This window comes from Chitinophaga cymbidii (assembly GCF_007992715.1).
Lineage (GTDB): Bacteria > Bacteroidota > Bacteroidia > Chitinophagales > Chitinophagaceae > Chitinophaga > Chitinophaga cymbidii.
In genome coordinates this window covers 186,814-201,189 of the sequence record NZ_BKAU01000004.1, presented here as the reverse complement: position 1 = coordinate 201,189, position 14,376 = coordinate 186,814, and the positions used below count along the sequence as shown (strand labels likewise).

Genomic DNA, 14,376 nt, shown 5'->3' with positions numbered 1-14,376 from the left:
GGGCTGGCTTTTGTAGCCGGCCCCCTTTTTTTATGTGGCGAAATAGCACGATTTTTGCGTAAAACGACCTTAAAGCAACGAGCATGGCCACATTTGCTGAAATGATCAATAGCGACAAGCCGGTACTGGTGGATTTCTTCGCCACCTGGTGCGGTCCCTGCAGAACGATGGAACCCATCCTTAAAAATCTGAAAAGTGATCTCGGAGAAGCCGCCACCATTATTAAGGTGGATGTGGACAAGAACCCCGCGGCAGCGATGGCCTACCAGGTGCAGGGCGTCCCCACGCTGATCCTGTTCAAAAACGGCAAGGCATTGTGGCGGCAATCAGGCGTCGTGCAGGCAAAAGAGCTGGAACAGATGATCAGGGCTCATTCCTGAGCTTTCGTTAAGCCGGGTCGTATAACGTCGTTGCAGGAAGAATTAACGAGATAAAGGAAAATAAGGATCCCCGGCAACGCTGATGTAAGGGAACATGTCATTGCCCGGCGTATTGATGAGCGGGCCAGCATTCACCGGAGCCGCCCATCCGGAATCGTTCTTAACGCAGTAATAGATGTCCGTTCCGCCGAGCCCTCCAGGCCTTTCCGAAGCAAAATACAGGATATTGCCGTCGGGGTGCAAGGCAGGTTCTCTTTACTATTATAGGGTTGTTCAAAAGCTCATATACTCAATTAAACATCGGTCTGCTCAAAAGGTTGTCAATAGTAAAAAAATAAGCAACAGCAGGAGCACACGTCTGCACAGGGCTACCCCAAAGCCTCCCGCACCGCGGGCGCCACTTTCGTACCAAACAACTCAATCGCCTTCAACACCTTCCCATGATCGATATATCCTTTAATGAGCTGCCCAAGGAAGCGGGTATGTTTGAACAGCCCGTGCTGGTAAATGATCTTGTCCGTCACCTCCTGCACATTGCCCACGAACAGCGGGCCTTCCGGCAGGCGCATGATCTCGAACTGGTCGCGGGTGATGGGTGACCATCCGCGCTCCTTTCCTACCCTGTTCATCAGCTTTTCGTAGGAAGGAAAAAATTCGTCGGCGGCCTGATCTGAATTTTCGGCGATGTGGAATTGTGAGTTAATACCGAGTTGCAGTGCTGCGGGGTCATGCCCGGCTTCCCGGGCGGATTTGCGGTATAGTTCAACAAAAGGTACATATTGCGCCGGTCTTCCACCGAGAATGGCCACCATCATCGGCAGGTTCAGCCGCCCGGAGCTGACAGCGGAAGCGGGCGTACCACCCACGGCGCGCCACACCGGCAACGACGGCTGTAACGGTCTCGGATATATGCCTTTCTGAAAAAGCGGCGCCCTGTATTTTCCTTTCCAGGTGATCACCTCCTGCTCATTGATGCGCAGCAGCAGGTCCAGTTTCTCGTCGAACAAAGCATCATAGTCCTGCAGGCTGTAGCCGAACAGCGGGAATGATTCGGTGAACGAGCCCCTGCCTGCCATGATCTCCGCCCTTCCGCCAGATACCAGGTCCAGCGTAGCGAAGTTCTGGAATACGCGCACCGGGTCCGCCGAACTAAGTACGGTAACGGAGCTGGAAAGACGTATCTTCTTTGTGGCCGTTGCCACCGCTGCCAGCGCTACTTCCGGGGCGGATATGATGAAGTCGGGGCGATGATGTTCGCCGAGCGCATACACGTCCAGCCCGCTCTCATCGGCCATTTTTGCTTCCGCGATCAATTCCTGCATGCTGCGGTGCGATGCTACTGCCTTTCCCGATACGCCTTCGGGCTGTACTTCTCCGAAGGTGCTGATGCCTAATTCCATATTACTGATTTTTATGAGCGCGAATTTACGGGAAATTGAGGTAAGCAGGTGGAATGGGGCCGCAACGAAGGATGTTATCTTATTTCTTCCTGTTCTGCAAAGCGATCTCTTTGATCACATCCTGCGCAAACCCGCTTCTTTCCAGCACACCGGTAATAAATGCCGTCTTTTGCTCAACATATCCATCTATGTCATCGGCAAATGCAACGGCCAGTTGTTTCTTCAACGACCCATACTGCACCGCCGCTTCGGGATTCGCACGCAGATAGTCACGGAACTTTAAATGATTGAGGAGGCTATCGCTGCCGGCCAGGCAAACGTAAAGATGATGCGCAACTGTGGAAGATGAAGGCGCCCTGAAAGCGTAACGGTCTTTGATGCCCAGGTCACCGGCATACTGATACCCGATACTTTCCAGTATTTTTATCACCGCGGGCAGCTTTTCTTCATCATCGATAATGATATCGATGTCCAGTATCGGCTTGGCCGGCAAGCCGGGCACGGAAGTGCTGCCTACATGCTGTATGTCCGCGGCCAGATGGCCGAGATGCTGCTCATATATCTTTTTAAGACGTTCATATTCCACTGGCCATTGCGGGGAATAATCTTCGATCGTGATTCTGCTCATAACCTCCGCATTTCCCAGATACCCGTGCTCAAATACTCCACCCGGCTACCTGCTTCATTAATCACCGACCATTCAATTTCCCATTCTCCCGCAAATGCCCCATCGCGGTATTCTCCGTAATAATGAATATCCATAAATACCGGCTCTCCCCCCGGATCGGTCTCCATATACTTTTTTATAAAACTAATGTAGCCGTCCTCGATATAACCTTTCACAACTGCTTCCAGCTGCTCTTCATCCATATCCATGCACATCCCTTCCAACTCGCCATCGTCATCCACCTGTATGTCGATAATAAAAGGCACGGAGAGCCCTCTAAGCTCCTCAGCGTACTCATCCCCGTAAGTATATTGCCCCGTCCATTTGCCGGCGTACAGTTCTTCCATACTTTTTATTTTCCTTTATATGCCAGTTGCTCCACTATCTCACCGCTTTCCCGCACGATCAATCCTTTCTCAACAAAGTCAAAAGTAAGATCGCGCTCGCGGGAAAAGAAGAGATGATCATTTTCAGGATAAATATCCATCTTTTTATCACCATTGACGATCACCAGCCGGTTTTCTTCCTTTTCGATGATCAGCGATGGGGTATGCGGACCGGCATACGTTCCGGCGTAACCGCTGATCACGGCATCCGGCAGCGTAACCGCCTTGCGTTTGTTGACGTACTTCACGGGGCCATGATCGTAGCTGAGTACGCGGGACATTTTCCATTCACCGTTCTTCAGCACCCATACGTGCGTGAATTTCGCCTGTCCGTCCAGCCGCTCCGCCTTACCTTTTTCCAGGATGTAAAATACATGATCGCCGGAGATGATCGCTCCGTAAATAGTGTCTGACTGCTGCAGCGGATATACCTTTACGCTACCTTCGATCACTTCCCGTCTCAGCCCGAAGCCCGTGTTGCTGCACAAATTCGCTTTCATGTTGCTGGTCAGCCTGTCGGCTCCCTGCGTGAGGCCGCCTTTGTCGTGATAAAACTCCACATCGTCCGTAAAAAACTGCCGGAACGCCGGCAGGTCGCATTGATTGTACGCCTGCCAGAACAGGCTGTCCTTTTCCAGGATCGTGGCGGTCAGGGATTGTGCGAAGGATGGAGCGGCAAACAACATCAAAAGCGGGATGATGATCTTCATGGACTGTTTGTTAAGCTACTCCTAAATTAGCAAATACTTCCCGGTTAGTGATCCTTCGGCGTTCAGAATTTCCTGCGGCGTTCCTTCAAATACGATCCTGCCGCCGTCTTTGCCGCCACCGGGACCGAGATCTATGATCCAGTCCGCATGCCGGATCACATCCGTGTTATGTTCTATCACCACTACCGTATTGCCGAGGTCCACCAGCCGGTCGATGATCTCCAGCAAATGGCCGGTATCCGATAAATGCAGGCCGGTGGTGGGTTCATCCATCACATAGATGCTTCCGCTTTTGTGCAGTTCGCCGGCCAGCTTGATGCGCTGACATTCGCCGCCGGAAAGCGTGCTGAGCGGCTGGCCCAGCGTGAGGTAATCCAGCCCCACGTCGTACATGGCTTTCAGTTTGTTCTTTACTTCCTTGCGCTGAAAGAAATCCAGCGCCTGTTCCACCGTCATTTCCAGCACGTCCGTGATGGTCTTGCCATGCAGGGTGTATTGCAGCACCTCTTCGGAAAAGCGCTTGCCGTTGCATATCTCGCAGATGGTGCGGATAGGTTCCAGGAAAGCGAGGTCGGTGAAAATGAAGCCGAGGCCCTGGCAACCGGGACAAGCACCTTTGGAGTTGAAGCTGAACAGCGATGCGCTTACTTTGTTGGCTTTGCCGAAGAGCTGGCGGATGTCGTCCATGATGCCGGTATAGGTGGCCGGGTTGGAGCGGATGGAGGCGCCTACGGCGGACTGGTCTATCACCACCGCTTCCGGGTGTTGCGACAGGAATACTTTGTTGATCAGCGAGCTTTTGCCGGAGCCTGCCACGCCGGTTACGGCCGTCAGTACGCCGGTGGGAATATCGATGGAAATGTTCCGCAGGTTGTGGATATGGGCGTTACGGATGGAGAGCGCGCCGGTGGGTTGCCTCACTTTGTCTTTCAGCGTTGTTTTTTTGTGGAGGAACCTGCCGGTGAGGGTATCCGCCTGCAACAGCCCGTCATAGCTGCCCTGGTATACCACTTCTCCGCCGTTGCTGCCGGCTTTGGGGCCGATGTCCACAATATGATCGGCAATGCGGATCACATCAGGGTCGTGCTCCACCACGAGGATGGTGTTGCCCTTGTCGCGCAGCTTCACGAGCAGTTCGTTCAGACGGTGCACGTCCCGCGGATGCAGGCCGATGCTCGGCTCGTCGAAAATATAGATGATATCAACAAGGCTGCTGTTGAGGTGTTTCACCATTTTGATGCGCTGTGATTCCCCGCCCGAAAGCGTGGCCGTTTCCCGGTCGAGGCTCAGGTAACCGAGGCCGATATCCACCAGGTGCTGCAGGCGCATGGCCAGCGAAGCGATCATCGGCGCGGCAATGGGGTCTTGTATCTTTTCCACGATGCCTACGAGGGCGGAAACTTCCATGGCGGACATCTCGGCGATGTTCAGCCCGTTGATGCGGCAGCCCAGCACGGCGGCGTTCAGCCGCGCGCCCTTGCAAGCGGGGCATGTTCCCATTTTCAGGAACTGCTCTGCATTTTTTCTTGTCCGCTCGGACATTTCGGCGGCATCTTTCTGGATGTACAGCCGGTTGAATTTATCTATCAGCCCTTCGAACTTCGCTGTGATGGGCACATTGTTGTCCAGCGCGGTTTCAAAGGTACCCTTTCCGTAAAGCAGCGTCTGCCACTCGTCTTCCGTGTAGTCTTCCAGTTTTTTGTCGTTATCCAGCAGGCCGGAATACACATAGCTTTTCCAGTACCAGGTACCTACGCCGAAGGTGGGGAACAGGATAGCGCCTTCATTGAGTGATTTCGATCTATCCAGGAACCTGTCCAGGTCCACTTCTATCTTCTGCCCAACGCCCATGCATTCCGGGCACATGCCGGAGGGATCGTTGAAGGAGAAAGTGTTGGAATAGCCCACGAACGGCTGCCCGATGCGGGAGAACAGCAGGCGCAGCACGGCGTAAATATCGGTGATGGTACCCATGGTAGAGCGGGAATTGCCGCCGAGGCGCTTCTGGTCGATCACGATAGCGGTAGATAGATGCTCGATCACGTCTGCTTCCGGCTGGCTGATGCGTGGCAGGCGGTTGCGGATGAACATGCTGAACGTTTCGTTCAGCTGCCGCTGCGCCTCTGCGCCGATGGTATCGAATACGATAGATGATTTCCCGGAACCGGAAACGCCGGTAAAGATCGTGATCTGCCTTTTCGGGATGTCCAGCGATACATTTTTGAGATTGTTCTCGCGGGCGCCCCTGATCCTGATATATTCCTGCTGCATGGTAAAAAGATTTGCCGCAATTTCTGCATTGCCTGGCGGCTGTTATACGGAAAAACGGATTTTTATTGCTGCGGAACGGATCAATTTTCGTGCCCCGGTAGCTGACGCAAAAAAGGCGCACCCTGCTTTTCAGGATGCGCCTTTTATTCATAGAATAGTTGTTTATGTTATTCTTCCCGGTGCAGAATATCCGCGGGTGCGCCGGGGATACCGTCCACCTGCTTGATGACCGTGCCGTTGTGGCCGGTGCTGATATCCAGGAAGTAGAGGCTGCCCTCCGTTCCGGCCACCAGCAGGTCGCCGTTGTTCAGCACTTTGAGCATGGTCACTTTCTTGCCGTTAAAACCGGCGTCCAGCGTGCGCAGCTCTTCACTGAGCGGATTGTAGCGGTATATCTTGTCGTTGGACGTAAAGAAGAACACGCGGATGGGCGAGCTGGCCCATTTGGTGTCTGCCGTGAGCAAGGAAGCGCCGGCAAACTCACGTTTCTCCAAAGCCCTGAACGTTCTGTTCCCGCCGGTGAACTGCACGGAGAAGCGCAGTTCTATTTTTTTACCCATGCTGTCGCAATACGCATACAGGTTATCGTCGTTGAACCGCTCCATGTGGATCAGGTCCATTTTGAGATTCTTCGGATTGAAGGCCGTATCGGGAATGGCAACCGTATAAGATGAGGTATCGAAGTAAGTATTGCCGAGGAAGCGGACGAATTGCTTTTTGTTCTTCTCGAAGCCGAACAGGTAGGAATCGCCGGGGTTGTCGTAGCCGTTCTGCAAGAGCTGCGGATGCAGTGCATAATTTCCTTCGATGGGCACGCCCCAGAAGCCGTAGTACGGCCAGAACGGCGCTGTTTCAAAGGTCCCGCGGTACACTTTGCCGTTGAAAACGCCGGTGGTCAATCCGTCGATCATATTCAGCATGTAGTCTACCCGGATGTTGTCAGGCGCTTCGTAGAAATTTTCCGCGAGGGTTTTGGAGCGTTGCAGGGTGCTCGCATCCAGCTGCACGGCGCCGCTGCCGCCACCGCTGTAGGTCAGCCAGTAGAAATTGAGCTGGTTCATGTAGAACTGGTGACGGATGGGCACCAGTTGCATGCCGCCGCCCGGCAGGGATTCGCCGTTCACCGCCTGGTAAATGTCGGGTTGCACGGTGCCGTCCGGTTTCAGGAACGAGAGAATGGAATGCTCGCCCTGGTTGCTCAGTACCAGGGTGCCTCTTGTAAACTCGGTCTGGCCTTTGATCACAAACTCATAGAAGTACCGCTGGCCGGTGTTATTGTCCTGCACCTTCAGCAATACATTATAACGGTTCGGCCCGAGACCGAATACGATCCGCAGTTCCTTCCCTTCATAATCCAGTGTGGTGGCCTTTTCCGGCACGCTGATCTTCCAGAAGCAGGAGTAATCGTTGTTACCGGAACGCAGCGTTATTTTCGGGCTGACGATCAGGCTGTCTCCCGAAATGGCTACGTAAGCCGTATCCAGGTTGGTAACAACCGGATCGGGAACATCGATGTAATCGTAATTGCCCTTATCCTTTGAGCAGGCTGCCAGCAACAACAGGCCGCCCAACATATATATCAGATATTTTTGCATGTACGGTCAATAATAAGTTATACAATACGGTTACCCTTTTCATCCCGGAAATAGTATTTGTTGTCCGCCGTGTTCAATTCCAGCGGATACTTCAGGTCGGGATTCGTTGTGCTGAAGAAGTTATACTTCCCCGCGCCCGCCGGTTCCAGCACATACCCTTTCTCCGGGTTGGCGGCTACCCATGCGAAGGGGTCGGACAAAAAGCTGCGGAAAGTACGGGTAAAGAACAGCGCCATGGGCACTACTTCCCCGGATGGCACGGCAGGCAGCTCTGTGGTACCGGAGGTACGGATGAACAGCTCATGTTTCACACGGGAATAAGCGCCCAGCTCGCCGGCCCATACGTTCCACCAGGTGGGCTGTTCGAGGCGGTTGGAGAAGATCACCTTCGCGGTATCGTAAGCGTAGTTGGTCACGGCAAAATCTTCGGTAGATACCAGGCGGAACTTTATCCGCACAGAGCGTTCCTTCAGCGCAGCATCGGAGCTGTAGAGGATCACGGGCACCTTTACCTTGCCGGAATCCGCTGGCATGATGTACTCCGGCTCTATCGCCTTGTAGTGCACGCCGGCTACGGCAGTGGTAACGCTGTCGATCACCGTCAGCCTGAATTTTCTGTCCGCGCTTTTGCGCATGCCGGTGATGCGCACAGGCAGGTATACCGTATCCGTTCCCTTTTCAGGATACAGCGCGAAAGAATAGGTGATACTGTCTATCCTTTCATAATCCTCTTCCGGATTGTCAAAGTCAAAATATATGTTGTCCGGGGAGGTATATACCTGCTCCACTGTTTTCTCACAGGCGCAGAAGCATATGATCCCGAATATTCCTGTTGTCAGTAATTTTTTCATCGCTGCTTTTTTATCTGTTACCGTATGCGATTTCATCGTCAGGGAATGGCACCACGAAAATGGCCCTGGAAGGCGCTATAGAGCTGCCGGAGGGACCGGTGATGTGGGTATTCAGGCGTTTGTACATGTAGAACAGCTGGCCTTCGGAGAACATCTCCTTGCGGAATTCTTTCAGCAGTTCCGCCATGAATACTGCTTTGGAAGGGTCGCTCAGCTGAGTGCCGATGCCCCTGTACAGCCTTACCGTATTGAAATAGTCCCATGCTTTCCCCGGGTCTGTATCAAATGTGCATTCCGCAGCGATGTAGTACATCTCGCTCAGGCGGATGGCGGGCACCACCTGGTCGTACAGGTTGGCGTCCGGGTCGCGTACGTATTTCATCACCCGCAGGTAAGTGCCGGCGCTGCCGGATTCTTCCTGGAACCATTGCTTGAAGCGGAAATCGTCCGCGCCAACACCGCCTGTTTCATAGATGTTGCGCGCTTCGGAGGGTATCAGCGTGAGCGCGGACTGGCTGTTGAGCACGTCCCGGATGCGGTCGGTGGCATTCGGCGCGTAGAAGGCGAAGAGCAGTTCGTTGTACAATATCCTGTCTTTCTTCTCATCATCCGAATTCATAAAATCCGCCTGCTTCGTCCAGGGGAACTTGCCGGAGTTGATCACTTCCAGCGCATTGGCCAGCGCATTTTCCTTGTCGTTCTTGTAGAGGTACACCCTTGCCAGCTCGCCGCATACCGCGTAATAGTTCATGCGGTGGCGGCGTACCTGCAGGAACAGGTCGCCTTGTGTTTCGGTGGCGGTATCCGCATTCGGATAACCGACCTTGTAGCCCGGCATCACGATGGGGTCTGTTGCGCGCAGCAACTCCTTCGCGGCAAGCAGGTCTTTGATCACCAGCTCTATCGCCTCTCCCACCTTGAACAGCGGCGGGATGTCTTTGCTGAACGCCGTCACGTAGGGAATACCCTTGCCATTGGGGTCCGCCGCGTAGGAATCGGCAAACAGCCGCAGCACATCAAAATGGCTGAAGCCGCGCATCGCCAGCGCTTCACCTTTGATGACCGCATAGTTGTTACCGGAAAAGATGCCAGCTCTTTCATCAATATTTTCGAGGATGAGGTTGGCGTTAGCGATCACATTGTAATAGCCCAGCCATATTTCATCCCTTCTTTCCATAAAGGTCTGCTGTCCGTAGCTGAACTGCATGGCCTGGCGGTACCCCCAGCTGTCGAATGCATCCATGTTATAATTCTGCGCCATGGCGTCCAGCGTGCCCACCGTCAGCTCGCGGCCAAACAGCTGCTCTTTGGTGAACCTGCTGTACAGGCCGTTGATGGCTTCCTTGAACCCGTCTTCCGTTTCAAAAAGCGCGTCTTTCGATACTTCCGACTTCGGCGTAACATCCAGCCATTTGCTGCAGGAAGCGAAAGCGCATATTGTTATGATAGATATCAGATATTTCTTCATCGCTGTACTTTTTAGAACCTGGTGGATATTGAGAAGGTGAAGCTCCGGGCGAAAGGATAGTTGATCCCTCTTTCCACCTGTATGCTGGACCAGTAGGCCAGGTCGTTCATGTTCAGTGCGAACCGGAGGTTCTTCATCTTCAGGCGCTTGTATAGCTTCGCCGGTGGCTCGTACGACATGTATACCGATTTGAACTCAACCCTGTTCTCTCTTTGCACGAACCGGGAAGTGGTGCGTGTAAAGGACAGATCGGCGATGTCCTTGTAAAAGGTATGATCGCCCGGCTGCCGCCATCTTTCGGCCAGCACGCGGCTGTCCACATTATACCGCGGGTCCGCGTTCTCCACGCGGTCTATCAGCGTCTGGTTGTAGATATCGCCACCGAGGCGGGTGTAGAAGCTGAATTCCAGCACGAAGTTCTTGTACACGAAGCTGCCGCCGAAATAGCCGTCGAGCTTCGGCGTCTGGTCCCCTACCGGTACGGTGTTGCGCACATCATACGTGTAAGTGGTGGTGCCGTCTGAGTTGAGGAAGATCTCGCGGCCGTTCTCGGGGTCGATGCCGAGGGATTTTACCGCGTAGATGGTGTTGAGGGATTGCCCTTCCTGGTAACGGAGCAGCGGGCGCGTTCTCAGTGAAGAGTCGCCTTGCTGCAGCTTGTCTACCTCATCATTGAAGTTCTTCAGCGCATCGGAGATGCGGGTGATCACGTTGGTGTTGTGGCCGAAGTTGGCGTTGAGGTTGAAGGACCAGTCGCGGCCGCGGAGCACGTTGGCGCGGAAGTACACTTCAAAACCCTTGTTCACCATTTCACCGAGGTTTTCCTTGTATTGGGAGAAGCCGGTGGACGGGGGTACGTTGATGTCCGTCAGCAGGTCTTTCGTCAGCTTGTGATAGTAGCGCGGAGAGATGTACAAACGGTCTTTGAACATGGACGCTTCCAGGCTCAGATCGTAGTTCTGCGTGCGCTGCCATTGCAGCCGCGAGTTGCCGTATGCCGCGAAAACTGTGCCCACGCCGGTGGAATACCAGTCGTTCGTGTAGTAAGTGTAAGTGGTGTTGGACAAATAGGCGGGGAACGATATATCCCCTGTAAGCCCGGTAGTGGCCTTGATCCGCAATTGATTGAAGATGGTGTTGCGGAACATCTTTTCGTTGTGGAGGTTCCAGCCTATGCCGTAAGACCAGAAGGGCGCCATCCTTGATTCGGAGCCGAATTTGGAAGAGCCGTCCACCCGCACGGTACCGTCCATCAGGAAGCGGTTCTGCCAGGAGTAGTTAAAGGACAGGAAAGCGCCGATCAGCCGGTCTTCCGAAATGGAACCGGTAGGCGCCTTGTCCCTTTCATAGCGGCGTGCAAAAGACACGTCCGTAAAACGGTCGTTCGTAAACCCTTCCGCCACGAACTCCCTTCCAGTGAATTTCGATGCCTGGATGTTGGTGCCCAGGGAGAAGTTCAGGAAGTGCGCATTGGCGAAGGACTTGTTATAGTTCACGGTCAGGTTACCGTCCACCTGCGTAAAGTCTTCGCTTTTGTAATAATACTTGCCGCGGTCTTTCAGGTCCGCCGTGGAATAGTGCCAGAATTCGTTGCTCAACGGCGATACGAACTTGTCCGCCACCTGTTTCCTTTTGGTGAGGCTGATGGTGCCATGTATCCTCCAGGCGGCGCTGGGATTGTATTCCGCGGAAAATGCATCCATGAACTCCAGGTATTCGTTCTTGTCGAAGCTGCCGATGGTGGCTTCGTACAGGGGATTGAACACCGGCGCGTTCACGGGGTTCCCGCTCACGCGGTCCACACCGTCACGGTACCGCCACTGACCTACTTCCTTCATGATGCGGCCGCTGGAATCCGTTTTAGGATAGTAGGGATTCATACGCACATATTTTTCAAATCCGCCGTAGTTGGACTCCCTGCCGTTCACCTGTGAAATGGTGAAGGCGTTGCGGAACAGCAGCTTGTTGTTCTGCAGGTTGTAGGCGAGGCTGGTGGAAAGGCTGTAACGGTCCCTGCCGGAGCCTTTCATCACGCCATTGTTGGTCTGGTACCGCGCGTCCACGCCGTACCGCAGGGAAGGCGAACCGCCCTGCAGCGATACGGAATGCTTGTGCCCGAAATCCGTGGCCAGCGGTTGCGCCAGCCAGTAAGTGTTCACGCCGCTCAGCACGTTCCTTCTTTTATCGAAATACTGTTTTTCCAGGTCATCCTGGCTATCCAGCCCGTTGGAGGTGTACAGCCCGGCGAGCCTTTCGTATTCCAGCTTCTCGGAAGCGTTCAATACGCTGTAGGCTGTGAGGTCTGGCGTTGTAACGTTCAGCTCGTAGTTGTAATACACTTCGAGCGCGCCTTCTTTCGGTTGTTTGGTGCGGATGATCACCACCCCGTTGGAAGCACGCGAGCCGTAGATGGCGGTGGCGGCCGCGTCTTTCAACAAGGTAATTGCTTCGATCCTGTTCGCGTCCAGGTCATAGATGGTCTGAATGCCCACCTGGTAACCGTCGAGCATGAACATGGGCAGGTTGGTGATCTGCGCAAGATCGTTGCGGCTCAGCAGCTGTGGATCGCCGGTAGGCATGGACGTAGCGCCGCGCACGTTGATCGTGGGCAGGGCATTGGGATTGGAGCCCGCCATGTTATTCTCGATGATCCGGAAAGACGGGTCGTACGCCTGTATGCTGGCGAGGATGTTCTGCGGGTTGAAGCGCTTGATCTCCTCTCCCGTTATCACGATCGCCGAGCCGGTATAGCTTTCCTTGTTGAGCTTCTGGTAACCGTTGACCACAAAGTCTTTCATGGACTGCACATCTGTGAGCAGTTTTACGTCGATGGACTTGCGGGTGTTTACTTTTACTTCCTGCGTTTTATAACCGATGTAGCTGAAAACGAGCGTGGCGTTCGGCGGCACGTTCCGTAAGGTGTACCGGCCGTTTTCATCTGTCTTTGCGCCATTGAAAGTGCCTTTCACAACAATGGTCACGCCCGGCAAAGGCACACCGGATTCATCCGTTATCTGGCCGGAAACGGAAGGTTGCTGCTGCGTAACGCTTTCCAGGTGCAGCTGCTGCGTGCCGGTAGCGGGCTGATCCGGGATAGCGGCCGCTTCCGGTTGCTTTTCCGCGGGCTGATGCCGCCTTTCCTTTTTGTATATGATGAAATGGTCCTGCGCTGCCTGCTCTACGTCAAGGCCCAGCGGACGCAGGAAATTGCTGAGATAGTCGATCAGCTTTTCGGCATTCACCTTGGCCGCAGGTCTCTGCGTAGTGATGCCGTTAATAGTGTTACCGGTGTAGTTGATGCGCACCTCGTACAATTGCTCAAGCTCTGCGAGCACACTCTTTAACGGTACTTTGCGCCCTTCTGAAGGCACTTCCCGTTGTACCATAGTTAACTGGCCCTGGCTCACGCGGGCGGCTGAAGTCTTTAACGGATAAACCAGTCCGGTCAGCAATGCCAGCGCCAGGCTTCCGCATAATCTCCCGGCGTAAATTTCTACCATAGCAAATGATTTAGGTTGGTTGTGTACGAATAAGGCATAGCACTGTCTTTCCCCCTTTTTGGGAGATATTTTTCTGATTAAAAAATTTCAGTTGATACTATTTGATCCTGTAAGTCTTCGTTCCTGTTTGTTCTGTTTGCAAATCAAAAGAGCGTGACAATGTTCTGAAGAACACCTCGATGTTATCAAGCGGTATAGTACCTGTAAATGTCTGTGATCCGATGGCGGTATCCGCCAGCTCTACAGTGATGCCCATATTGTCCTGCAGGGACCTGATCACTTCGGTAATGGTGGCTTCGTTGAAGCGAAGCTCCTTGCTGCGCCAGGAAGCGTAGGCTTCCGGGTCTACCTGCTTGTTGGTCAGCGCGGCCGTGGCGGCGGAATATACGATCATATCCCCCGGCTTCATGGTGATCGGCTCCGCTTCCGGGCCGTTCAGCTTCAGCTGCACCTTTCCTTTTGCCAGCACCACCTGCGTCTGCACGCGGCGGGTATTCACGTTGAACTCGGTACCGAGCACCCGTATGTCCACATCATTGGTATGCACAATGAAGGGCTGGCTGTTAAGCTGATGCGTCACGGAAAAGAAAGCTTCTCCCTCCAGCCATATCTCGCGCGGCTGGTCTTTGTCCCAGCTTTTCGCATAGCGGATGTTGGAGTTGACGTTCAGTTTTATAACGGAATGGTCCGGCAGTTCGATGGTACGCAGTTCGCCCATCACCGTGTCATACCGTACTTCTTTATTGCCATAATTTAACTGCACCAGGTATGCGGCGGCAACAATGCCCGCTACTGCGGCGGCATAAGGCATCCAGCGGCGGATGAAGCTCCTTTTGCGCGGAAGCGTGATCACCCTGGCGCTGCCGATGGTGTCCAGTATCCTGCTCCATGTTGCTGCTTCATCAGTGGCCGCGGGCGTGTGCTCCGAACCTATCAGCAGCAGCATTTCCTTTGCCTTCAGCAGGTCGCCCTGCCGGTCCGGATGCTGCCGCACCCAATCCGCCCAGAAGGCAGCCTCGGTTGCATCCTCTTCCAGCACCCATTTGCGGAAACCGGGATGTTGTAAAAAATCCTCTGTAGAAAAATCTCTGGAAGTCATTATCGGTACTTAACTGATAAAGCAGGGAATGGCCGGAATCTTAGCGCCA

Annotated in this window: 11 protein-coding genes; 1 reads left to right on the top strand and 10 read right to left on the bottom strand. The window is 53.8% G+C overall.

Translation table 11 applies throughout. The annotated features are described in order from the left end of the window. Nucleotides 1-83 precede the first annotated feature (83 nt). Nucleotides 84-380, top strand: a complete 297-nt coding sequence (trxA, locus tag CCY01nite_RS17070; RefSeq protein WP_146864368.1) for a thioredoxin — start codon at nucleotides 84-86, stop codon at nucleotides 378-380. Nucleotides 381-748: 368 nt separating this feature from the next. On the opposite strand, the gene CCY01nite_RS17060 is transcribed toward trxA, so the two are convergent. The 10 genes from CCY01nite_RS17060 to CCY01nite_RS17015 all read right to left on the bottom strand — a co-directional run bounded on the left by CCY01nite_RS17060 (nucleotide 749) and on the right by CCY01nite_RS17015 (nucleotide 14,327). Next, on the bottom strand, nucleotides 749-1,780 hold the full coding sequence (locus CCY01nite_RS17060; RefSeq protein WP_146864364.1) for an Atu2307/SP_0267 family LLM class monooxygenase: 1,032 nt from the start codon (nucleotides 1,778-1,780) through the stop codon (nucleotides 749-751). Nucleotides 1,781-1,859: 79 nt separating this feature from the next. Beyond that, complete coding sequence (locus CCY01nite_RS17055; RefSeq protein WP_146864362.1) at nucleotides 1,860-2,408, bottom strand: GrpB family protein; 549 nt, start codon at nucleotides 2,406-2,408, stop codon at nucleotides 1,860-1,862. Then, nucleotides 2,405-2,794, bottom strand: a complete 390-nt coding sequence (locus CCY01nite_RS17050) for a hypothetical protein (RefSeq protein WP_146864360.1) — start codon at nucleotides 2,792-2,794, stop codon at nucleotides 2,405-2,407. Before CCY01nite_RS17050 ends, CCY01nite_RS17055 begins: the two co-directional genes overlap by 4 nt. A 5-nt stretch (nucleotides 2,795-2,799) precedes the next feature. After that, complete coding sequence (locus tag CCY01nite_RS17045; protein ID WP_146864358.1) at nucleotides 2,800-3,543, bottom strand: nuclear transport factor 2 family protein; 744 nt, start codon at nucleotides 3,541-3,543, stop codon at nucleotides 2,800-2,802. A gap of 21 nt (nucleotides 3,544-3,564) precedes the next feature. Beyond that, nucleotides 3,565-5,814, bottom strand: a complete 2,250-nt coding sequence (locus tag CCY01nite_RS17040; RefSeq protein WP_146864356.1) for an ATP-binding cassette domain-containing protein — start codon at nucleotides 5,812-5,814, stop codon at nucleotides 3,565-3,567. Nucleotides 5,815-5,981: 167 nt separating this feature from the next. After that, nucleotides 5,982-7,409, bottom strand: a complete 1,428-nt coding sequence (locus CCY01nite_RS17035) for a PKD-like family lipoprotein (protein ID WP_146864354.1) — start codon at nucleotides 7,407-7,409, stop codon at nucleotides 5,982-5,984. Between the two features lie 17 nt (nucleotides 7,410-7,426). Continuing rightward, entirely contained in the window at nucleotides 7,427-8,260 is an 834-nt protein-coding gene (locus CCY01nite_RS17030) for a DUF4843 domain-containing protein (protein WP_186831113.1), read from the bottom strand. 10 nt (nucleotides 8,261-8,270) lie between these two features. Further along, nucleotides 8,271-9,728 (bottom strand): RagB/SusD family nutrient uptake outer membrane protein, encoded by a 1,458-nt coding sequence (locus CCY01nite_RS17025; RefSeq protein ID WP_146864350.1) that lies wholly within the window; start codon nucleotides 9,726-9,728, stop codon nucleotides 8,271-8,273. 11 nt (nucleotides 9,729-9,739) lie between these two features. Continuing rightward, nucleotides 9,740-13,228 (bottom strand): SusC/RagA family TonB-linked outer membrane protein, encoded by a 3,489-nt coding sequence (locus tag CCY01nite_RS17020; RefSeq protein WP_146864348.1) that lies wholly within the window; start codon nucleotides 13,226-13,228, stop codon nucleotides 9,740-9,742. Nucleotides 13,229-13,325: 97 nt separating this feature from the next. Further along, nucleotides 13,326-14,327 (bottom strand): FecR family protein, encoded by a 1,002-nt coding sequence (locus CCY01nite_RS17015; protein WP_146864346.1) that lies wholly within the window; start codon nucleotides 14,325-14,327, stop codon nucleotides 13,326-13,328. Nucleotides 14,328-14,376 lie beyond the last annotated feature (49 nt).